Origin of the sequence: Promicromonospora alba, from assembly GCF_042654905.1 — a bacterium.
In the GTDB taxonomy this organism is placed as follows: Bacteria; Actinomycetota; Actinomycetes; order Actinomycetales; family Cellulomonadaceae; genus Promicromonospora; species Promicromonospora alba.
The window spans coordinates 145,776-167,626 of sequence record NZ_JBHSFI010000003.1 but is presented as its reverse complement, the minus strand read 5'-3'; the positions used below and the strand labels follow the sequence as shown (position 1 = coordinate 167,626).

The 21,851-nt window shown below is 71.6% G+C and carries 18 protein-coding genes; 12 read left to right on the top strand and 6 right to left on the bottom strand.

The window, feature by feature from the left end; genetic code table 11:
- Positions 1-43 precede the first annotated feature (43 nt).
- The 4 genes from secD (at position 44) to ACFO6V_RS05935 (ending at position 6,023) form a co-directional block, all read left to right on the top strand.
- Complete coding sequence (secD, locus tag ACFO6V_RS05950; protein WP_377133219.1) at positions 44-1,918, top strand: protein translocase subunit SecD; 1,875 nt, start codon at positions 44-46, stop codon at positions 1,916-1,918.
- On the top strand, positions 1,918-3,009 hold the full coding sequence (gene secF, locus ACFO6V_RS05945; RefSeq protein ID WP_377133217.1) for a protein translocase subunit SecF: 1,092 nt from the start codon (positions 1,918-1,920) through the stop codon (positions 3,007-3,009). The genes secD and secF overlap by 1 nt, the downstream gene beginning before the upstream one ends.
- Positions 3,010-3,031: 22 nt before the next feature.
- Positions 3,032-3,601 carry an adenine phosphoribosyltransferase gene (locus ACFO6V_RS05940; protein WP_377135167.1) on the top strand — a complete coding sequence of 190 codons (570 nt, stop codon included), beginning with the start codon at positions 3,032-3,034 and terminating at the stop codon, positions 3,599-3,601.
- Positions 3,602-3,680: 79 nt separating this feature from the next.
- Positions 3,681-6,023, top strand: a complete 2,343-nt coding sequence (locus tag ACFO6V_RS05935; RefSeq protein ID WP_377133215.1) for a RelA/SpoT family protein — start codon at positions 3,681-3,683, stop codon at positions 6,021-6,023.
- A 57-nt stretch (positions 6,024-6,080) separates the two neighbouring features.
- On the opposite strand, the gene rox is transcribed toward ACFO6V_RS05935, so the two are convergent.
- Positions 6,081-7,511 carry a rifampin monooxygenase gene (gene rox / locus ACFO6V_RS05930; protein ID WP_377133213.1) on the bottom strand — a complete coding sequence of 477 codons (1,431 nt, stop codon included), beginning with the start codon at positions 7,509-7,511 and terminating at the stop codon, positions 6,081-6,083.
- Positions 7,512-7,640: 129 nt separating this feature from the next.
- On the bottom strand, positions 7,641-8,849 hold the full coding sequence (locus tag ACFO6V_RS05925; RefSeq protein WP_377133211.1) for an ATP-dependent DNA ligase: 1,209 nt from the start codon (positions 8,847-8,849) through the stop codon (positions 7,641-7,643).
- A 216-nt stretch (positions 8,850-9,065) separates the two neighbouring features.
- Here ACFO6V_RS05925 and ACFO6V_RS05920 point away from each other — a divergent pair, with 216 nt between their 5' ends.
- Complete coding sequence (locus tag ACFO6V_RS05920) at positions 9,066-9,335, top strand: DUF7218 family protein (protein WP_377133209.1); 270 nt, start codon at positions 9,066-9,068, stop codon at positions 9,333-9,335.
- A gap of 103 nt (positions 9,336-9,438) precedes the next feature.
- On the opposite strand, the gene ACFO6V_RS05915 is transcribed toward ACFO6V_RS05920, so the two are convergent.
- The 4 genes from ACFO6V_RS05915 to ACFO6V_RS05900 all read right to left on the bottom strand — a co-directional run bounded on the left by ACFO6V_RS05915 (position 9,439) and on the right by ACFO6V_RS05900 (position 13,946).
- Positions 9,439-10,530: a DNA polymerase domain-containing protein gene (locus ACFO6V_RS05915; RefSeq protein WP_377133207.1), complete on the bottom strand. Its 1,092-nt coding sequence runs from the start codon at positions 10,528-10,530 to the stop codon at positions 9,439-9,441.
- A gap of 9 nt (positions 10,531-10,539) precedes the next feature.
- Positions 10,540-11,160: a hypothetical protein gene (locus tag ACFO6V_RS05910; RefSeq protein WP_377133205.1), complete on the bottom strand. Its 621-nt coding sequence runs from the start codon at positions 11,158-11,160 to the stop codon at positions 10,540-10,542.
- 72 nt (positions 11,161-11,232) lie between these two features.
- On the bottom strand, positions 11,233-13,104 hold the full coding sequence (locus tag ACFO6V_RS05905; RefSeq protein ID WP_377133203.1) for a DUF349 domain-containing protein: 1,872 nt from the start codon (positions 13,102-13,104) through the stop codon (positions 11,233-11,235).
- Positions 13,101-13,946 carry a peptidylprolyl isomerase gene (locus ACFO6V_RS05900; RefSeq protein ID WP_377133201.1) on the bottom strand — a complete coding sequence of 282 codons (846 nt, stop codon included), beginning with the start codon at positions 13,944-13,946 and terminating at the stop codon, positions 13,101-13,103. Before ACFO6V_RS05900 ends, ACFO6V_RS05905 begins: the two co-directional genes overlap by 4 nt.
- 133 nt (positions 13,947-14,079) lie before the next feature.
- Between ACFO6V_RS05900 and ACFO6V_RS05895 the strand changes: the two genes are divergently transcribed.
- The 7 genes from ACFO6V_RS05895 to ACFO6V_RS05865 all read left to right on the top strand — a co-directional run bounded on the left by ACFO6V_RS05895 (position 14,080) and on the right by ACFO6V_RS05865 (position 21,822).
- Positions 14,080-14,742, top strand: coding sequence for an MBL fold metallo-hydrolase (locus ACFO6V_RS05895; protein ID WP_377133199.1), 663 nt, complete (start codon positions 14,080-14,082; stop codon positions 14,740-14,742).
- Complete coding sequence (locus ACFO6V_RS05890) at positions 14,739-15,422, top strand: DinB family protein (RefSeq protein ID WP_377133197.1); 684 nt, start codon at positions 14,739-14,741, stop codon at positions 15,420-15,422. The genes ACFO6V_RS05895 and ACFO6V_RS05890 overlap by 4 nt, the downstream gene beginning before the upstream one ends.
- 30 nt (positions 15,423-15,452) lie before the next feature.
- Positions 15,453-16,832, top strand: coding sequence for a histidine--tRNA ligase (gene hisS / locus ACFO6V_RS05885; RefSeq protein ID WP_377133195.1), 1,380 nt, complete (start codon positions 15,453-15,455; stop codon positions 16,830-16,832).
- Positions 16,833-16,899: 67 nt separating this feature from the next.
- On the top strand, positions 16,900-18,021 hold the full coding sequence (locus ACFO6V_RS05880; protein ID WP_377133193.1) for an Rv2578c family radical SAM protein: 1,122 nt from the start codon (positions 16,900-16,902) through the stop codon (positions 18,019-18,021).
- Positions 18,021-19,031 carry a phosphotransferase family protein gene (locus ACFO6V_RS05875; protein WP_377133191.1) on the top strand — a complete coding sequence of 337 codons (1,011 nt, stop codon included), beginning with the start codon at positions 18,021-18,023 and terminating at the stop codon, positions 19,029-19,031. Before ACFO6V_RS05880 ends, ACFO6V_RS05875 begins: the two co-directional genes overlap by 1 nt.
- A gap of 9 nt (positions 19,032-19,040) precedes the next feature.
- Entirely contained in the window at positions 19,041-19,625 is a 585-nt protein-coding gene (locus ACFO6V_RS05870; RefSeq protein WP_377133189.1) for a GNAT family N-acetyltransferase, read from the top strand.
- Between the two features lie 154 nt (positions 19,626-19,779).
- On the top strand, positions 19,780-21,822 hold the full coding sequence (locus ACFO6V_RS05865) for a hypothetical protein (protein ID WP_377133187.1): 2,043 nt from the start codon (positions 19,780-19,782) through the stop codon (positions 21,820-21,822).
- The last annotated feature ends 29 nt before the right edge of the window (positions 21,823-21,851 follow it).

Sequence of the window (21,851 nt, the reverse complement as noted above, 5' to 3'; positions counted from 1 at the left end):
CGCACCGGACGTATCCCGGTGCGCACACGAGAAGAGACAGACGTTGGCGACTGACACCCGGCGCTCGCGGCCGGTTCGCACGATCGTGCTCCTGACGATCTTGACGATCCTGCTGCCCTTCGGCGCCCTCTTGGCTGGTTGGCAGTTCGACGGAAGGTCGGGCGACAATCCTGATGGAGCGAGCCTGGCCCCTGGCCTGGCCCTCGACCTGCAGGGCGGCACCCAGGTCATCCTGAAGGCCGTCACCTCCGACGGATCCGAGATCACCCCGGAGGCGATGGAAGAGGCCATCGGTGTCATCCGGCAGCGTGTCGACGCCAACGGCGTCACCGAGGCCGAGATCGCCAGCCAGGGGGCCGACCAGATCGTCGTCGAGATCCCCGGCAAGGTGGACCCGGCGACCGTCGCGCTGATCTCGCAGGCGGCGCAGATGAAGTTCCGCCCGGTCCTGACGATCGGCAGCCCGGTTGCGACCGTGCAGCCCTCGGCGAGCCCCTCCGCGTCCGGCGACGGTGCCGACGCGGCCGCGGGCGACGACGCCGCGGCCGAGGACGCCGCGGCCGCCGAGCCGACCAAGGAGGAGATCGCCGAGCAGGAGAAGGCGATCGAGTCGGCGACGGACCCGTCCGACCTGGCGCAGATCACGCCGTCGGTCCAGGCCGCGTTCGACGCGCTCGACTGCACCGACCCGAAGAACCTCCAGGGCGGCGGTGGTGACAACCCGAACCTGCTGCTCGTCACGTGCGACCAGACCGGTGCGGCCAAGTACATCCTCGGCCCCGTCGAGGTGGACGGCACCGACCTGACCTCGGCCACCTCGGGCCTGCAGCCGGGCGCGAACGGTTCCGTCTCGAACGTCTGGGGTGTCAACCTCGACTTCAACGCCGACGGCACCACGAAGTTCCGTGAGACCACCACGCGCCTGACGCCGCTGGAGCCGCCGCGCAACCAGTTCGCCATCGTGCTGGACGGCCTGGTCGTCTCCGCGCCGAGCAGCAACGACCCGATCACCAACGGGCAGGCCAGCATCTCCGGCTCGTTCACCCGCGACACGGCCGCCACGCTGGCCAACCAGCTGAGCTTCGGTTCGCTCCCGCTCACCTTCGAGGTCGAGGGGCAGAACACGATCTCGGCCACGCTGGGCTCCGAGCAGCTCCAGCGAGGTCTGTTCGCCGGTCTGATCGGTCTGGCGCTGGTCGTCGTCTACTCGCTGTTCCAGTACCGCACGCTCGGTCTGCTGACCGTCCTGTCGCTGGTCGTGGCCGGTGCGATGACCTACGTGGTGATCGCGCTCCTGAGCTGGGGGATGGGCTACCGCCTCTCCCTGCCCGGTATCGCCGGTCTGATCGTGGCCATCGGCTTCACGGCGGACTCGTTCATCGTGTACTTCGAACGTATCCGTGACGAGCTACGTGACGGGCGCACGCTGCGGCTCGCCGTCCAGCGTGGCTGGCTCCGTGCGCGCCGCACCATCTACGCGGCCAAGGCAGTGAACCTGCTCTCCGCGGTGATCCTGTACTTCATGACGGTCGGCGGGGTGCGCGGCTTCGCGTTCACGCTCGGTCTGACCACGATCATCGACGTCATGGTGGTCATCTGGTTCACCCACCCGGTCATGGAGCTGCTGGCCAAGGTGCCGTTCTTCCGTGACGGCCACAAGGCGTCGGGCCTCTCGGCCGACCGCCTGGACGTCGCGCCGCGGTACCGGGGCGCCGGTCAGTTCTCCGGTCCGCAGTCCGCCGTCTCCGACGCCCCCGTCGCCGACGCGCCGGACCGTGAGCGTGAGCTGGTCTCGGCTCAGTCCGTGAGCAAGGCGCCACGTGTCGCCGAGGACGGCCGCAGGATGACTATCGCGGAGCGGCGTGCCGCCGAGCGCAAGGCTGCCGCCGAAGCGGCTCAGAACGAGGAGAAGCACTGATGGCTCGCGGCGGCTTCGCCCAGTGGGGCAACGACCTCTACACGGGGCGTCGGTCCTACCCGATCATCCAGAAGCGGCGGGTCTGGTTCTCGATCGTCGGCCTCTTCTCGGTCGCGTCGATCCTCGTGCTCGTGTTCCAGGGCCTGAACCTCGGTATCGACTTCCGCGGTGGTTCCGAGTTCACCGTCTCGGGCACGTCCAACACGGACCAGGACATCGCGATCGACACCGTCGCCGAGGTGGTGCCCGGCCATGAGCCGCACGTCACCCAGGTAGGTGGGGACGGCGTCCGCGTCCAGGTGTCGCAGCTCGACAACGACCAGACCACCGCGCTCCAGAACGCACTGGGCGAGGCCTACGGCGTGGAGACGTCGGAGGTCACGGCGAACTTCATCGGCCCCACCTGGGGTCAGTCGGTGAGCATGCGGGCCCTCTGGGGCACCGTCGCGTTCGTCCTCGCCGCGGCGGTCTTCATGGCCATCTACTTCCGGGCGTGGCGCATGTCGGTCGCGGCCATCGTCGCGATGCTCCTGGACGTCCTGGTCTCGGCCGGCGTGTACGCGGTGATCGGCTGGGAGGTCACGCCGTCGACGATCATCGGCTTCCTGACCATCCTGGGCTTCTCGCTCTACGACAAGATGGTCGTCTTCGACAAGGTCCGCGAGAACTCCGTGGCCCTGACCGAGCAGACGCGCAGCACCTACGCCGAGCGCGCCAACCTCGCGGTGAACCAGACGCTGGTCCGGTCCATCAACACCTCGGTCGTGGCACTGCTGCCGGTCGCGGGCATCCTCTTCGTCGGTGGCTTCCTCCTGGGGGCCGGCACGCTGAAGGACATCTCGCTGTCGCTGTTCGTGGGTATCGCGGTGGGCGCGACGTCGTCCATCTTCCTCGCCACGCCGCTGGACGTGGCGCTGCGCGAGGGCGAGCCCAAGATCGCCGCGCACACCAAGAAGGTCATGGACCTGCGTGCGGGTCTCGTGGCGGAGGGTGCCGACGAGAGCATGCTGGCCGCCGCGGCGTCCGGTTCCGCGCAGCTCGTTCCCGGGCATCACCAGGGACATACCGCTCAGCCCAAGCGTCGCCGGTAGGCTCCGCTTCGTGGCAGACGACATGACCGACGTCGCCCTCTCCGGCCTGCTGCCGGAGAGGGCGACGCGCGTTCGCGACCTGATCGTGGACGTCCCAGACTTTCCCTCCCCGGGCATCCTCTTCAAGGACATCACCCCGCTCCTGGCCGACGCCGAAGGGCTGGCCGACGTCGTGGAGGCCTTCACCAAGCTGGCGCTGGCCGACGGTGTCGACGTCGTCGCCGGTATGGAGGCGCGCGGCTTCCTGCTCGGTACCCCCGTCGCTCACGCGCTCGGGCTGGGGTTCCTACCCCTGCGGAAGGCCGGCAAGCTTCCGCCGCCCACGGAGAGCGTCTCGTACGACCTCGAGTACGGCTCGGCGACCATCGAGCTGCGCTCGGGAACACTCACCCCCGGTGCGCGTGTTCTCATCATCGACGACGTTCTCGCCACGGGTGGTACCGCGGCGGCGGCCGCACAGCTGGTGGAGCAGTGCGGCGGAGTGGTGGCAGGACTGGCGTTCCTGCTCGAGCTGGAAGCACTCCACGGCCGGGACAGGCTTCAGGGCCACAACGTCGATACTCTCCTGCGGGTGGGCACGACGTTTCGGTGACTGAGCCGTACGGACGGGGAATAGAGGTCCAGGGCTAGACTGGCGACTCCGGGTACAACCCGGGGAAGGAGGCGCGTACATGGCTGAGAACACGGTGTCACGCGCTCCCGTGCCCGAGAAGAATCCGCCGACGCCGCCCGGTGGCAACCGGATGCGGAACCGGCTGGTCCGTCTCGGTGTGCGCAGCGTGAGCGGTGGTGGTTCGCCCGCGGCGATCGAGCCGCTGCTGCAGGCGATCCGCAGCAACCATCCCAAGGCCGACGTCGCGCTGATCGAGCGCGCGTACGTGGTCGCCGAGAAGGCGCACCGGGGCCAGATGCGCAAGAGCGGCGACCCGTACATCACGCACCCCGTCGCCGTCTCCACGATCCTCGCGGAGCTCGGTTTCGAGGGCACGACGATCGCCGCCGCGCTGCTGCACGACACGGTGGAGGACACCGACTACTCGCTGGACTCGCTGCGCTCCGACTTCGGTGACGACGTCGCTCTGCTCGTGGACGGCGTCACCAAGCTGGACAAGGTGAAGTACGGCGACGCGGCGCAGGCCGAGACCGTGCGCAAGATGGTCGTGGCCATGGCCAAGGACATCCGCGTGCTGGTCATCAAGCTGGCCGACCGCCTGCACAACGCCCGCACCTGGAAGTACGTGCCGTCCAAGTCGGCGGAGCGCAAGGCGCGCGAGACCGTCGAGATCTACGCGCCCCTGGCCCACCGGCTGGGCATGAACACGATCAAGTGGGAGCTGGAGGACCTGTCCTTCCAGGCCCTCTACCCCAAGGTGTACGACGAGATAGTCCACCTCGTCGCCGAACGGGCCCCCGCGCGCGAGGAGTACCTCGGCGTGGTGCGCGGCCAGATCGAGTCGGACCTGCGCAGCGCCAAGATCAAGGCGACCGTGACGGGCCGGCCGAAGCACTACTACTCGATCTACCAGAAGATGATCGTGCGCGGTCACGACTTCGCGGAGATCTACGACCTCGTCGGCACGCGCGTCCTGGTGGACACCGTGCGCGACTGTTATGCGGCGCTCGGCGCGATGCACGCGCGATGGAACCCGGTCCCCGGCCGGTTCAAGGACTACATCGCGATGCCGAAGTTCAACATGTACCAGTCGCTGCACACGACGGTGATCGGCCCGGGCGGCAAGCCCGTGGAGATCCAGATCCGCACGCACGACATGCACCGCCGCGCCGAGTACGGTGTCGCGGCGCACTGGAAGTACAAGGAGAAGACGCCGGCCGGCGCGGGTGCCAACGACCCGAAGAACCAGGACATGGCCTGGCTGCGCCAGCTCGTGGACTGGCAGCGCGAGACCGCCGACCCGGCGGAGTTCCTCGACTCGCTGCGGTTCGAGATCGGCGGCGACGAGGTCTACGTCTTCACGCCCAAGGGCATGGCGATGGCACTGCCGGGCGGCGCCACGCCCGTCGACTTCGCCTACGCCGTGCACACCGAGGTCGGCCACCGCACCATGGGCGCCCGCGTGAACGGCCGCCTGGTGCCGCTCGACTCGCCGCTGGAGAACGGCGACGTCGTCGACGTCCTCACCTCGAAGTCGGAGACGGCGGGGCCGAGCCGGGACTGGCTCGGGTTCGTGAAGTCGCCGCGGGCGCGGAACAAGATCCGCCAGTGGTTCACCAAGGAGCGCCGCGAGGAGGCCGTCGAGACCGGCAAGGACTCGATAGCGAAGGCGATGCGCAAGCAGGGCCTGCCGATCCAGCGCCTCATGTCGCACGAGACCCTGCTCGGGGTCGCGGACGAGATGAACTACCAGGACGTCACCGGCCTGTACGCGGCCGTCGGCGAAGGGCTGATCTCCGCGAACAACGTGGTGGAGAAGCTCGTCAAGGCGCTCGGTGGCGCGGACGGCGCCGAGGAGGACATGGCCGAGGCGGCCCGGCCCGGCGGCCTCACCGCTCGGCGCGTGCGCTCGGGCGACCCGGGCGTCATGCTCAAGGGCGCCGACTCCGCCGACGTGTGGGTCAAGCTGGCCAAGTGCTGCACGCCGGTGCCGGGCGACGACATCGTCGGCTTCGTCACCCGTGGCCAGGGCGTGAGCGTGCACCGTTCGGACTGCGTGAACCTGGACGGCCTGCGCAAGCAGCCGGAGCGTCTCGTCGAGGTCGAGTGGACGCAGGGCGCCAACACGATGTTCCTGGTCCAGATCCAGGTCGAGGCGCTCGACCGGTCGCGGCTCCTGTCGGACGTCACCCGGGTGCTGTCCGAGAACCACGTGAACATCCTGTCGGCGTTCGTCTCGACGTCGGACGACCGGCTCGCGGTCTCCCGGTTCATCTTCGAGATGGCGGAGCCCGCGCACCTCGCCACGGTGCTCGCCGCGGTCCGGAAGGTCGAGGGCGTGTTCGACGTGCACCGCATCACCGGCACCAAGCCGGTGGAGCGGCCGCAGCTCCCGGTCTGAGGCACAGCCGATGTGTCAGACGTACAGGTCACCCGAGTGACCTGTACGTCTGACACGTCAGGCCAGTGAGGGCGCCCCGAACCAGCGGGCGAGCCGGTCGACCAGCTCCGCATGGTCAGCGCCGACCCACGCCACGTGGCCGTCGGGTCGCAGCAGGACGGCGGGCACGTCCAGCTCCGCGCCGGGGTCCACGACGTGCTCGACGCGGTCGGCCCAGCCGTCGACCGACAGCTCGCCCGTCCGGTCGAGCAGCAGCCCCTGTCCGCCGCGCATCAGCTCGTAGAGGCGGCCCTGCGTCAGGTCGATGTCGCGCAGCCGCCGGCCCAGCAGCTCGTGCCCCTCGCCGACGTCATAACGGATCCCCGTCGCCATGACCTTCTCGGCCAGGCGTCGGCTCACCTCCTCGATGTCCATCAGCTCGGACAGCAGCCGGCGCACGGCCTGGGCTCCGGGTTCCAGGGACAGCAGCTCGCCCTGGGCGCGGGTGTTGTCCAGCACGTCGGCGGCCACGGCGTGGCGTTCGGCGTGGTAGCTGTCCAGGAGTCCCTCCGGCGCCCAGCCACTGACCTCGGCGGCCAGCTTCCAGCCCAGGTTGAAGGCGTCCTGGACGCCGAGGTTGAGGCCCTGCCCGCCGTACGGCGGGTGGACGTGCGCCGCGTCGCCCGCTAGCAGCACCCGGCCGACCCGGTAGCGTTCGGCCAGCCGGGTGGCGTCCCCGAACCGGGACAGCCAGCGTGGTGAGTGTGCGCCGAAGTCGGTACCGGCGAGCTTGCGCACCTGCTGCTTCAGCTCGTCCAGGGTCGGCGGCGTGGCCCGGTCCTCGGCGACCCCCTCCGCGGGTGCCCCGATGCGGAACAGCCCGTCGCCGAGCGGCATGGCGCCGAACTCCCGCTGGGTCTTGCGCACCTCGGTGACGACGGCGTCCACCTCCTCGGGCGGGGCGGTCAGCTCCACCTCGCCGAGCAGCGTCTCGCGTCGGGCGGGCTCACCGGGGAAGCCGACGCCGAGGAGCTTGCGTACGGTGCTGCGGCCGCCGTCGCACCCGACGAGGTAGCGGGAGCGCAGCCGCGTGCCGTCCGCCAGCTCGGCGGTCACGCCGTCGTCGTCCTGGCTCAGGCCGACCAGCTCGCAGCTCCGGCGGATCTCGATGCCGAGGCTGATGGCGTGCTCGGTCAGCAGGCGCTCCGTGGTCGGCTGCGGGATGCCGAGCACGTACGGATACGTGGTGTCGAGGCCGCCCGGCGTCGGCTTGCTGATGCCCGCGAAGAAGCCGCCCACCGGGTACTGCTTGCCGAGCGGGAGGAACCGGTCCAGGAGCCCTCGCTGGTCCAGCACCTCGACCGTGCGGGCGTGCAGTCCCAGCCCGCGGACCACCTTGGTCGGAGCCGCCTCCTTGTCCAGCACGAGCACGCGCACGCCGCGCAGCCGCAGCTCGCTCGCCAGCATCACACCGGTCGGCCCGCCGCCCACCACTGTCACATCGATCATCGGTTCCCCCGTCAGCATCGCGACTCCCGCAGGCTCTGGCCTGGGTCGCCGATTCTGCGTCACGACGGGGGTCTTGCCGCAAGACCCCCTGTGCGCTATACGTTGAGAGTGGCGGGGGAATGCCGTTGCTCAGGCCGTTCCGGGTGCCCCCGGCAGCAGCTCGCCCAGGTCGAAGCCGACCGGCTCCTCCAGCTGCTCGTAGGTGCACGACGCCGGCTCGCGGTCCGGGCGCCAGCGCTTGAACTGGGCGGTGTGCCGGAACCTCGTGCCCTCCATGTGGTCGTAGCCCACCTCGAGCACGCGCTCCGCCCGCAGGGGGGTGAACGAGAGGTCCTTGCCGGAGCTCCAGCGTGACTGCGCGCCGGGCAGCCGGTCGCCGGCCTCGCCGCTCGCCGGATCGGTCCAGCCGTGCCAGGGATGCTCGTCCGCTGCCGGCGTGCCGGGCTCCACGACCAGCGGCGCCAGCTCCTCGACCAGCTCCGCGCGCCGGGTCGCCGAGAACGACGCGGCGACGCCGACGAACTGCAGCCGCGGCCCGTCGTCGGACTCGTCCCACAGGCCCAGCAGCAGCGAGCCCAGGACCGGAGCCTCGGGCGTCGAGGTCTTGTGCAGCCGGTAGCCCGCCAGGACGACGTCGGCGGTGCGGGTGTGCTTGATCTTCAGCATCGCGCGCTTGTTCGGGGCGTACGGGCCGTCGGCGGGCTTGGCGACCACGCCGTCGAGCCCCGCACCCTCGAACGAGCCGAACCAGTCCTGGGCCACCGCGGCGTCCAGGGTGCGCGGCGTGGCGAAGACGAGCGGGCCCTTCAGCCCCAGCCCGTCCAGAGCCGCGAGCCGTTCGGTGAGCGGCCGGTCCACGAGCGACTCGTCGCCCAGCGCGAGGACGTCGAACACCACCAGTGCGGCGGGCGTCGTCTCGGCGAGCATGTTCACGCGCGACGCCGCCGGGTGGATGCGCTGGGACAGCAGCTCGAAGTCGAGCCGTGCGCTCCCGGCAGTGCCCCCACCGCTGGTCGAGCCCCCACCGCTGGTCGAGCTCGTCGAGACCCCCGACGGCTGCGCGATGACGATCTCGCCGTCGACCACGCACCGCTCCGGGAGCGCCTCCAGGACCGCCGCGACGACGTCCGGGAAGTAGCGGTCCATCGGCTTGGTGTTCCGTGAGTCGATCCGGACCTCGTTGCCGTCGCGGTACACGATGGCGCGGAAGCCGTCCCACTTCGGCTCGTAGACGTAAGCGGGACCGACGTCGGTCTCCGCCTGGGCCGGGATCGACGCGACACTCTTGGCGAGCATCGGCCGGACCGGTGGCTGCACGGGCAGGTTGAGTGTGGTCACGGTACGAGCCTGCCTCAGCGGGGGACGTAGCGCAGGTAGACGGCACCGTTCGCGAAGTAGCTCGGGGTTCCCATGCACCTTCCGACGGTGCCGCGGGGCGGAAGTCATCGGGTCCGCACGCGTGCCGGTCCGCGCGTGCGAGCCGCTTCGGGCGGGGCCATCGTGGAGGTGAACGGTGCTGACGGCGAACGGTCAGCCTGAGCGGGAGGAGCAGCCATGCCGAAGCGTGACCCGGGCCCGAGCGTCAAGGACAAGGAGCTGTACGAGAAGCTCCGCGACGACGGCAACTCCAAGGAGAAGTCGGCGCGGATCGCGAACGCCGCGGCGAACACGTCCCGCAAGAGCGTCGGTCGCAAGGGCGGCAAGTCGCCCGAGTACGACGACTGGACGGCCGAGGACCTGCGCAAGCGCGCCGCCGAGATCGGCATCGAGGGCCGCTCCAAGATGCGCAAGGGCGACCTCATCAAGGCGCTCCGCAACCACTGACCCCGACCAATCCGCGAAGTAGAGCGCCTGTCTGGATCTCCAGGGATGACACCGGGAGATCCGGACAGACGCTCTACTTCGCGGACCGGCCGAAGGGGCCGGGTCAGTCCTGGCTCTTGTCGCGGTCCTTGTCGCGGCTGGGCTGGACGCGCTTGGGCTCGCCCGGCATCTTCGGGTACTCCGGGGGATAGGGCAGGTCCTCGAGGCCCTCGGCCTCGTCCCGGGCCGCGAGCTCCAGGGCCGAGTCCAGCGAGCAGTCCAGCGCCGGGTCGCGGTCGGCGCGCAGCGCGGCGAACAGGTCGCCCCGCTCGGCGAATCTCGCGGGCGCCGACAGGACGTCGAAGTCGTCCGGGTGCACGTCGGCGACCTCGTCCCAGTCGAGCGGCATCGACACGGTGGCCTTACCGTTGGCCCGGATCGAGTAGGCCGAGGCGATGGTGCGGTCCCTGGCCATCTGGTTGTAGTCCACGAAGATGGCCTCGCCCCGTTCCTCCTTCCACCACCGGGTGGTGACCTTGCCCGGGAGCCGGCGCTCCAGCTCCCGCCCGATCGCGATGGTCGCCCGCCGCGCCTGCGTGAACGTCCACCGGGGCTCCAGCGGCACGAACACGTGCAGCCCGCGACCGCCGGACGTCTTGGGATACCCGGTCAGGTTCAGCTCGCCCAGCAGCTCCCGCAGGTGCGGGGCGACGGCGGCCGCGTCGTCGAAGTCGGTGCCCGGCTGCGGGTCCAGGTCGATCCGCAGCTGGTCGACGGCCTCGACGTCGTCGCGCCGCACCGGCCAGGGGTGGAAGGTGAGCGTGCCCATGTTGGCCGCCCAGGCCACCACGGCGGGCTCGGTGGGGCACACCTCGTCCGCCGTCCGCCCCGACGGGAACGCGATCGTCGCGGTCTCCACGTAGTCCGGCGCGCCCTTCGGGACACGCTTCTGGTAGAAGCCGTCGCCCTTCGGGTCGTCCGGCTTCGGCATCCGCGTCGCGAGGCGCGCACCCTCGTGCCAGCCCTTGGGCCAGCGCTCCAGTGTCGTCGGACGGTGCAGGAGAGCGCCGGTGATGCCGTCGGACACGGCGACGAAGTACTCGACGACCTGCAGCTTGGTGATTCCACGGGGAAAGACGACGCGGTCCGGGCTCGTGACGCGCACGGTACGGCCCGCGACGTCGAGCTCCACCGCCGGTGTCTTGGATGCGGCCATGACCCGAACCTAGCCCGCAAGCCGCTTCAGCGCTGCTGAAAGCGCCCGGTGCGCCGCCGGACGGCCGATCACCCGCACCCGCCGGTCGAGGATCCGTCCGGCGTGCCGCAGGTCCGCCCCACACTCGGCGAGGGCCACCAGTGCGGGCACGGCGACCGCCGTCGGCGTCGTACAGGCGACGTCGAGGGCGGTCCGCACGAGCCCCGTCACCGGCACGCCGGCGATCCGGACCGTGTCCCGCGCCAGACCAGGCGCACGCCGTACGACCCGGCCCGGGCGCGGGGCGGGACAGCGCGTGCCGGGGGAGTAGGCCAGCTCCACCGGCGCGCCGGCCGGCCAGGCCGGGGCCGCGACGCCGTCGTACACGCCCGTGTGCACCCACGCGGCCGTCGAGGCGGCAAGCACACAGCGCACGACGACGTCGTCCGCGAGCACCAGCGCACGGTGCCGCGAGCCGACCACAGAGGCCGCGGCCACCGCCGCGCCGTCCCGCAGCTCGACCAGCGCACCCGCCCGCCGCAGGTCGGACCACGCCACCTGCCCGCCCACGTGCGCGGGCGTCACCACCAGTGGCACGGGCGCCGGGCGAGGATCGAGGAGCGCGGCGAGGGAGACGCCCGGGGAGTGCATGCGCAGAACCTACGCGCAACGGGCCCGGTCGCGCAGTGCGACCGAGCCCGTTGTGGACAACTCCGGGAGGCGTCAGCCCTTGGAGTCCTCCGCCGCCTTGACTACCTGCTCGAGCCACGAGCGACGGGCCGCGACAGCGGCCTCCAGCTCGGAGATCTTGCGCTTGTCACCCTTGGCCTGAGCGGCCGCGAGGTCCGCCTCGAGACCCTCGATGGCGGACTGGAGCTGTGCAGCGGCACCCTCGGCACGCGCACGCGTCTCCGGGTTGCTCCGCTTCCACTGCGCCTGGTCGGCGTCGCGGATCGCGGTCTCGACCGCACGCAGCCGGCCCTCGACACGCTGGATGTCACCGCGAGGAACCTTGCCGGCCTCCTCCCACCGCTCCTGGATGTTGCGCAGGCTGGCCTTGGCCTTGTTCAGGTCCTTGACCGGCACCAGCGCCTCGGCCTCCAGCAGCAGCTCCTCCTTGACCTTGAGGTTCTCGCCGTACTCCGCGTCGATGACGGCGTTCTCGGCGTCCCGCGCCTCGAAGAACCGGTCCTGCGCGGCCCGGAACCGGGCCCACAGGGCGTCGTCGTCCTTGCGCGACGCACGGCCCGCCGCCTTCCAGCGCGTCATGAGGTCGCGGTACGCGCCCGCGGTGTAACCCCAGTCCGTGCTGGTCGCCAGCGCCTCAGCCTCCGAGACCAGCTTCTCCTTCTCGATCTTGGCGCTGCTGTTGCGCTGCTCCAGGTCGGCGAAGAAGTGCCGGCGCTCGCGGTCGAACGCGGTGCGGGCGTGGCTGAACCGCTTCCAGAGCGACTCCTCCGTCGGGCGGTCGATACGCGGCCCGGAGCGCTGCGCTTCCTTCCAGCGGTCGAGCAGCACACGCAGCTCCTCGCCGGCGGGGCGCCACTGCATCTTGCTCGGGTCGGTCGCCGCGATCTTCTCGGCGGACTCCACGATCGAGGTACGGGCGGCGACGGCCTCCGCCTTCGCGGCGGACCGTGCCTCCTCGAGTGCGGCCCGACGCTCGGCGGCACGGCCGCGCAGCGTCTCGACCCGTGCCCGCAGGGCGTCCAGGTCGCCGACGGCGGCCGGCTCGGCGGTCTCCTCGCCGAGCTTCTGGAGTGTCTGGTCGATCTCGCGCACCGACAGGTCGGCGCTGTCCAGGCGGGCCTCGAACAGGCCCACCTTCGCGGCGAGGTCGAGGTACCGGCGCACGTACAGCGCCAGCGCCTCCTCGGTGGTGACACCGGGGAACTGGCCGACGATGCGCTCACCCGCGGAGTCGCGGACGTAGACGTTGCCATCGGAGTCCACGCGGCCGAACTTCTCCGCCTCGGCGTGCGCGGCGGCGTCGGCGACCGGCACCACGGGCGCGGGGGCGGCGGCCGGTGCGGCCTGTGCCGCAGCGGCCGACGGCGCGCCGGGCTTGGGCGGACGCGGCCTCGCGAGCGCGGCCGGCGACGGGATCGCCGCCGGCTTCGCGGGGGTGGGCTGAGCTGCGGGAGCCGGGGTCGGCGTCACCTCGGCGGGGGCCTCGGCTTCGGCCTGGGGAGCTGCCTCGACGGGAGCCGCTTCGACAGGAGCTTCTTCGACGGGAGCCTCTTCGACGACGGGAGCGTCCTCGGTCGCGACCTCCGCTGCCGGAACTTCCTCCGGTGCCGCAGCCTCCACGACAGAGGTCTCCTCCGCAGGCGCCTCCTCGGCAGCGGCCTCCTCAGCGGGGGCCTCGGTCGCGGCCTCGGGGGCCGCCTCGACGACGGGCTCCTCCGCCGGGGCGGCCGGGGCTGCCTCAGCGGCGTCCTCGGGTACCTCCACCTCGGCCGGCGCCTCGGTCACCTCTGCTGCCTCGCTCACCGCCTCGGCGGGAGATTCGGCTGCGGTCGGAGTCTCGGCCACGGGCTCGGCGGGCGCGTCCTGCTGGACGGGCTCTGCCGAGCGGGAAGTGGGTTCGCTCACTGGGTCTCAACTCCTTCGATGGTGACCGGGGTGGCTGGTGCACCGTCAGGTACACCGTCTGCCGCTCCCGTGTCAGCGACTGCCTGGACGAAGTCCAAGCCGGATGTGATCGTGCCGAAGACCGTGTACCCGCCGGCTGCGTCGGAAGGGATGGTCGATTCCTCGTAGACGAGGAAGAACTGGGAGCCCATGGACTCGGCGTCGCCGCCACGGCGCGCCATCGCCACGGTGCCCTCGGGGTAGACGTCGTTCTCCGGGGCGTTCTCGATCGGGCCGAACGAGTAGCCAGGGCTGCCGGATCCGGTGAACGTCGGGTCGCCGCACTGGAGCACGTGGATGCCCTCCGTGACGAGCCGGTGGCAGCCCGTGCCGTCGAAGTAGCCGCCCTGGGCGAGCGTGACGAAGCTGGCGACGGCCTGCGGGGCCTTCTTGCCATCGAGCTCGAGGACGATGTCCGCTTGTGTGTCGCCCGAGCAGGCCTTCAGCGTGACCGTCCACGTGCGGTCCTCGGCGACCGACGGGTCGGCGAGCTCGTAGTCGTCGCGCGCCTCCTCGACGCCCGCGGTGCAGGCACCGGAGGCGGCGTCGTCCTCGGCTGCGTTGTCGTTGATCAGCGCGGCGACGACGAACGCGCCGACCAGCGCGAGCACGGTGAACACTGCGATCAGGCCCCAGAGGCGCTGCCTCTGGGCGCGCTTGGCTGCCTGCCGCTGCGCTCGTTTCTCCGCCTGCCTGGCCTGCTGCGCGCGCTGCCGCTGCTTGCTGGACGCCACCGCGTTCCCTTCTCCGTGCTCTCTTGTGCTCGCCTCGACCCGGGGCTTGGCCGCGCTGGACCGATTCACTGCCGGATCCGGGGCGAATCACCCCGTGCGGGGACAGTGTAGGCATCGGATGCCATGACGTACTGTCTGAACCTTTTCACCGAAGGGTGAAGAGGGCCTGTCAAGGAGGGTGCCAGCCGCTAACGTGGGCTTCGTGGAGCTCCGTGTAGTGGTCGCACCCGTGTTCGGCACCAACTGCTGCGTCGTGTCCTCCGGCACCGACTGCGTGGTCGTCGACGCCGGCGCGGGAGTAGCCGACGCCGTCGTGCGCCTGGTCGACGAGGAGGGCCTCACCCTGCGCGCCGTCCTCGCCACGCACGGCCACGCCGACCACACGTGGGACGCGGGCGAGCTCTGCGCGCGGTACGACGTCCCGATGCGCCTGCACGAGGCCGACGCCTACCGGCTCGCCGACCCGTTCGGCACCCTGAGCCCCGCGCTGGAGGCCGCGCTCGGCATGCACCGCGACGACTACCGCGCGCCCGCCGTCGTCGAACCGTTCGCGACACCCGGCGGCTCGGTGGTACTGACCTTCGGGCAGGTCACGCTGCACGCCCAGCACGCCCCTGGCCACACGGAGGGCTCCACCCTCTACCGCCCCGACGACACGGTGATCCTCACCGGCGACGTCCTGTTCGCGGGCTCCGTCGGCCGCACCGACCTGCACGGCGGCTCCGGTCACGTGATGAGCGAGACGCTCCGTGAGGTGGTGCGCGGGCTGGACCCGGCGCTCGCCGTCGTGCCCGGGCACGGGCCCGCCACCACCGTGGCGCACGAGCTCGAGACCAACCCCTTCCTCGCCGCGGAACGCATATGAAGGCCTACGTCGACCAGCGCGCCGGGATGGCGGCGGAGGGCTGGTCGGCGGCATGGACCTTCGACCTCGAGCACTGGGGCACCTGCGGCCAGGGGCCCGACGACGCCACGGCGCTCGCCGACCTCGGCGTCCGGTGCGGCCTCGGCACCATGGCCGTCGAAGCCGGGGAGCTCCAGATCGCCGAGCGCGTGGACCGTGCGCGGAGCGGGGACGAGACGGTGTTCGCCCGGGACCGCGTACCGGCGTCGGAGGCGGAACGAGAGGCGACGCTCGCGATCCTCGAGCACGCGCGGTCCAGGACCCTGGAGCTGGTGCGCGCGGCGCCGCCCAGCGTGCTGGCGCACCGCGACCCGGACCGCGTGCTCCCGCCCTACGCCTGGTGGCACACGGTGGGGCAGCTCGCGCTGCACATCGCGGACACCGAGTCGCGCTACTACCTGCCGATGCTCGGGCTCCCTTCGCGGGACCGGGCGAGCGACCTCGTGACCGAGCTCGAGGAGTCGGGCGAGCACGTGCGGCGCGTCGTGTCGCAGATGGCGCTGCACCTGGAGTCGTCGTCCGACCGGAACGGGAGCTGGACCAGTACCAAGCTGCTGCGCCGGCTGGCGTGGCACGAACGCGGGGAGCTCGAGGTGCTCGACCGGCTGGTCGCGCACGCGCCTGTGGAAAGGCCGGGCTGACAGCGCCCCGCTCGTGGGAAGATCTGTGGCATGGCAAAGCCCACTCCTCTCTCCGGTTTCCCCGAATGGCTCCCTGACGGTCGCATCGTCGAGCAGCACGTCCTCGACACCCTGCGACACACCTTCGAGCTGCACGGGTTCGCCGGGATCGAGACGCGGGCCGTGGAGCCGTTGGACCAGCTGCTGCGCAAGGGCGAGACCTCCAAGGAGGTCTATCTGCTCTCGCGGCTGCAGGACGAGGACGGTCCCGACCAGCAGAACCGGGAGAAGCAGCTCGGCCTGCACTTCGACCTGACCGTGCCGTTCGCGCGCTACGTGCTCGAGAACGCGGGCAAGCTCGCGTTCCCCCTGAAGCGCTACCAGATCCAGAAGGTCTGGCGCGGCGAGCGCCCCCAGGACGGCCGCTTCCGCGAGTTCATCCAGGCCGACATCGACGTCGTCGGCGCGGGCGAGCTCCCGTACCACTTCGAGGTCGAGGTGCCGCTCGTCATCGCGGAGGCCCTCGGCTCGCTGGCCGGGATCGGCCTGCCGCCCGTCCGCATCCTGGTGAACAACCGCAGGGTCGCCGAGGGCTTCTACCGCGGCATCGGCCTGGACGACGTCGAGGGCGTGCTGCGCCAGATCGACAAGCTCGACAAGATCGGCCCCGAGAAGGTCTCCGGCCTGCTCGTCGCCGAGTGCGGCGCCACGGAGGACCAGGCCAAGGCCTGCCTGGCGCTCGCGTCCATCTCCGGGTCGGACGTCGGGGTGATCGCCGAGGTCCGTGCCCTCGCCGAGTCGCACGGCGCTGTGACGGAGCTGCTGGAGACTGGCCTGGGCGAGCTGGAGGCGCTGATCGCGGCGGCCTCGGAGCGTGCTCCGGGCGTGGTCGTGGCGGACCTCAAGATCGCGCGCGGGCTCGACTACTACACCGGCTCCGTCTACGAGACGGTGCTGGTCGGGCACGAACAGCTCGGTTCGGTCTGCTCGGGCGGGCGCTACGACACGCTCGCCTCGGACGGCAGGAACACGTACCCGGGCGTCGGGCTGTCGATCGGTGTCTCGCGCCTCGTGTCGCGCCTGCTGTCCGCGGAGCTCGTGCGGGCGACGCGTTCGGTGCCGTCGGCGGTGCTCGTGGCCGTGTCGTCCGAGGAGGAGCGCGTCGTGTCCGACGCCGTGGCCACTGCGCTGCGGGCCCGCGACATCCCGGTCGAGGTGGCGCCGAGCGCTGCCAAGTTCGGCAAGCAGATCAAGTACGCCGACCGGCGTGGCATCCCGTTCGTGTGGTTCCCGGGCACTGCGGGGGAGGACGGCGTGGTGGGCGCCGACCAGGTCAAGGACATCCGCTCGGGCGAGCAGGTGGACGCCGACGCGGCGACGTGGGAGCCGTCCGACGCGGACCGCTGGCCGCAGGTCGTCCCGGTGCCGTGACCGCCCGGCGTTCGACGCCGCGGGCGTAACAACTTGACGCCTGTTCGAACGAGTGTTCGAATCAGGTATGCGTTGGAACGGCCAGGCGATCAATCATGACGACGGTGCGCTTCCCGGGCTCGAGCTGCCCGAGTTGCGCACCGCCGGGCTGCTGCGGACAGTCCGGTCGCCCGAGTTCGCGGGCGTGACCTTCCACGAGGTGCTGGCCAAGAGCGCGCTGTCGAAGGTGCCGGCGGTATCGCAGATGCCGTTCAAGTGGACGGTGAATCCTTACCGCGGCTGCTCCCATGCCTGCTTTTACTGCTTTGCCCGAAATACCCACGAATATCTGGATCTGGATTCCGGGCACGACTTCGACTCCCAGGTGGTCGTGAAGGTCAACGTCGACCAGGTGCTGCACGCCGAGCTGGCCAAGCCGTCCTGGACCCACGAGGCCGTCGCGCTCGGCACCAACACCGACCCGTACCAGCGGGCCGAGGGCCGCTACAAGCTCATGCCAGGCATCATCTCGGCGCTCGCGGACTCGGGCACGCCGTTCTCGATCCTCACCAAGGGCACGCTGCTGCGGCGCGACCTGCCGCTGCTGACCCGGGCCGCCGAGAGGGTCGACGTCGGTCTCGGGGTGTCGCTCGCGTTCGCCGACTCGCCGGCCGGCAAGGAGCTGCAGCAGGCCGTCGAGCCCGGCACGCCGACGCCACGGGCCCGCCTCGACCTGATCCGCGCGATCCGGGCCGCCGGTCTGCCGTGCGGCGTCATGGTGGCGCCGGTCCTGCCGTGGCTCACGGACTCGCTCGCCCACCTCGAACGCCTCCTCGACGACCTCGTCGACGCGGGAGCGACCGGCGTCACCGTCCTGCCGCTGCACCTGCGGCCCGGTGCCCGCGAGTGGTACCTGGGCTGGCTCGAACGGGACCACCCGCACCTCGTGGAGGGCTACGGCCGGGTCTACGCGCGCGGCGCCTATGCGCACAAGGGCTACCGCGACTGGCTCTGGGAGCGGGTGCGACCGCTCATCGCCGAGCGCGGGCTGGGGGGTGCGGCCATGCACCGCCCCGGGGCCGCCGAAACGCAGGAGGGCGGTCAGCACGTCGAGGGTGATTACCCGCGTGGCGCGTTCAGCGGGGTGCGGGCCGACGGTAGCGGTGCGGCGTCCTTGGTCGCGGACGTCGCGAGCGAGACCCTGTTCTGATGGAGCACCCTTTCCCGCTCGTGGACCCTCGCCTCGCCGGCTACCTGCTCGAACCCCTGGCCGGAGGCTGGTCCGGGGAGACCTTCCTCGCCACACCGGACGACGCGGCCGGGACGGGAGGCGCGAACCAGGTAGTGGTCAGGTACTTCGCCGGCGCGCGGCACGCCGAGCACGCAGCAAGGATCCAGGCGGCGCTGCTCGCCCGGGTTCGCGACGTCCTGCCCGTCCCGGCGGTTCTCCAGGCGCACGACGGCGACGCCACCCTGCCGGGGCTGCTGATCACGGAGCTGGTGCCGGGGGAGCGCGGTGACCTGGTCCTCGCGCGGCTGACAGCAGGCGGCGCGGAGCCCGGGAGCCCGGCGGGCGCCCTGGGGACGATCGGCTGTGCGCTCGGGCGGATCGCCGGGGCGCTCGCCACCGTCCCGATGCCGAGGACCGGAATGTTCGCGGACGTCACGCTTCGGATCGAGCCCTTCGACGTCTCGCTCCCGGACTGGGTCGACACCCACGCTCCGCGGTTGGTGGAGACCGGCTGGTCCGACGGCGAGATCGGCGCGCTCCGGACCGTCGCCGAGCGCGCAGCCCGCGAGCTCGACGGCGCCCCGGCCTGCCTGGTGCACAGCGACCTCAACCCGAAGAACGTGCTGGTCGACCCCGCGACGTTCGAGGTGACGGGCGTGCTCGACTGGGAGTTCGCGCACGCCGGCCACCCCGCCACCGATCTGGGCAACCTGCTGCGCTTCGACCGCGAACCGGCCTACGTCGAGGGCGTCCTGGACGGCTACGTCACCGCTGCCGGGACCGCGGGCGCCGCCCGGGGTGAGGACGCCGACCCGCGCGAGCCCACCCGTCGTCGGGCAACCGAGCTTGCCCGGGCCGCCGACCTGGTCGCCCTGGTGGACCTTGCCGTCCGCCCGGCGGCCAACCCGGTGGTCGTTCGAGCGCGGGAGCACCTGCGTGCGATCGCTCGCACCGGAGACGTGCACGCGCACCCGGACCCGCGGCGTTAGCGTGTGGCCATGCCCGAGCTCGTTCCGCATACCGTCGCGCCCGGCACTCTCGCCGGGCTTCCGCAGCCCACCTTCCCGCTCGGTGAGGGCGTCGAGCTGCGCCCGTGGGCCGACGGCGACGCCCCGGCAGTCATGTCGGCCTACGCCGATCCGGAGATCCAACGCTGGCACGTGCGCGGGATCGACTCGGTCGACGAGGCGCACGAGATGATCTCGGCCTGGCGACAGGCGTGGGCACAGGAGCGGCGCCTCGAGTGGGCGGTCGCCGGGACCGATGGTGCGGTGCTCGGCCGGCTCGCCCTCAAGGACCTCGTCCTGTTCGACGGCATCGCCGAGGTCGCGTACTGGACCGTGCCCGCGGCTCGGGGACGCGGACTGGCGCCGAGGGCGCTGGCCGCGGCGAGCGGCTGGGCGTTCGACGTCGGCTTCCGGCGCCTGGAGCTGGAGCACTCGACGCGGAATCCGGCGTCGTGCCGGGTGGCGGAGAAGGCGGGCTTCCCCTGGGAGGGGACCCGCCGTGGGTCGGCCCTGCACGCGGACGGGCACCACGACATGCACGTCCACACCCGTCTGGCGCCGCGCGGGTCTGCCTGACACCGAGCACCTGCGTGCCATCGCCCGTACCGGCGACCTGCACGCCGTACCCTGACCTGCGGCGCTACCGTGTGGCCGTGACCGAGCTCGTTCCTCACCTCTGTCCGGCCACGGTAGGCCGCGCCCTCGGCCAGCAGTCCAGAAAGGCACCACGATGACCACCGTCCCAGTCCCCGAGTGGCCCCGCATCGAGGCCGTGGCCCGGCCCGACGGCACCGGTGAGCTCACGATCGACGGCATCAGCTACCCGGTCCAGGCATCCACCGTCGAGGAAGCCCGGCTGACGATCCTCGCGCGCATCGCCGACACCGCTGCCGAGCTCCAGCGGCCGGTGCGGGTGCTGGCCAGCGAGCCGGACGGGCAGTGGCCTCTGATCGTGCATCCTGACGGGCGCGTCCAGGCGGACGACGGCACGGTGGACGCTGTGCGCCCCGCGCCCACCGTGCCGTCGTCATCGTTCGCGCCGAACACGGCGAGCACGGGCGCGGCGGCGACCCCGGAGCCGCCCGCGGCCGACGCGGCCGAACCCGCCGTCGAGCAGCCCGCCGTCGAGAGGCCCGACACCGACGCCTGGGCGCGCGCCGCCCGTCAGGCTCAGGCGACAGCGATCACCACCGGGCCCCAGGAGATCACCGACTCGGCCCCGGTCGACCAGGCGGCGTCCCGTGAGCTGCCCGACGACGACACGGTCGTACGAGCCCATGGCGAGCTCCTCGACGCGGCGCCTTTCGAGCTGCCCGACGACGTGACGGTCGTACGCGCCCACAGCGACGCAGTGGTCGACGCGGCGCCGCTCCTCGACGTGCCGGACGAGGAAACGGCCGTCCGCGCCGTTGGCGGGGTCGTCGGTACCGCACCGGTCTTCGAGCTGCCCGACGACGTCAAGCCCGCGCGCGCTCCTGGCGAGGTCGTCGGCACCGTGGCGTTCCCCGGGCTGCCTGAGGTCGACACCGTCGTGCGAACCCATGGCGAGGCCGTGGACGCCTGGCCTGCTCCCGCCGAGCCGGCACCGCCGCGCCGGCGACGGATCGTGTGGCTGTCGGCGGCGGTTGCGGGGGCCGTCGTGCTGGTCGCCGCCGGGACGTACGGTGTGGTCGCCCTGACCGGCAACCTTCCCGAACCCGGACCCACCACCCCGGTGGATGCCCTGCCCGGAGCGGGAGCGACTCTCCCGGTCGAGGCGCCCGCGGGTTTCGACCAGGCCGCGCTCTGGTCGGTCCCGGTCGGTGACGAACCACAGATCCTGCTCACCCCCGACGGCGGTGTGCTCGCCGCGCCCGTCGGGGACGGCACGTTCACCATCTTCGACCGCGCCAAGGGCACCGTGACCTGGGAAGGGCAGGACCCGGTCGACGGCCTGCGCCTGTCCCAGATCGGCGCGGAGCCGGTGCTGGCCGCCGACAGCCCCGGAACGCTGCACGTGTGGCCGCTGGAAGCCCCCGACCCCGCGGGCGTGGCGCCCACCACCATCGACCTCGGCAGCGACGAGGCCGAGGTCACCTACGGCGGCACGGCACCGCTGATCGTGCTCCCGGACCAGAAGGTGGCCCTGTTGGACAAGAAGAGCGCTACCGCGATCACCCTCGAGGTGCCCGACGGTGCGACCCCGGTGGCCGCGACCCCCCAGCACGTCATCGCGGTCGGGCCCGGCGTGTGGTGGACCATCAGCCCTGACGCGGACCCGGTCCGCAAGAACCTGCCCAGGCCGAAGCAGGCGGTCGGTGACCCGACGGCGGCGATCGCCGTGGGCGGCAACCAGCTCGCCGTGGTCTGGCCCACCAAGGACTCCGAGAAGGACGTCCTGGCCCTGGTCGGCCTGAACCGCAACACCATCCGCGCGTCCGCCCTGATCCGGTCCTCGGCGTTCCCGCCAGGCACCGAACCGGTGCGCGATCGCGCAGGCTCTACCCGGACGCTCGGGCCGGTGCTCGTGGACGTCGGCCCCAAACCCGTGGTCGCCGACCTCGGGGAGATGACGCCCGAGGCAGTGATCGGGCGCACCGTGTACGGCACGAGCGAGGACAAGCCTGCCGTCGCGACCCTGGGTCCCGACGGCGTCAAGCTCAAGGTCGCCGAGAACCCCGGCGAGAGCGCACCCGTGGCGGCGGTGACCAAGAACATCGCGTTCGTCGTGGCGACACAGGGCGACGAGACCGTCCTGTACGCACTGCCCCGCACCGAAGCGAAGAAGCCCTGACCGGGCGAACTTTCGTGGCGCATGCCTGA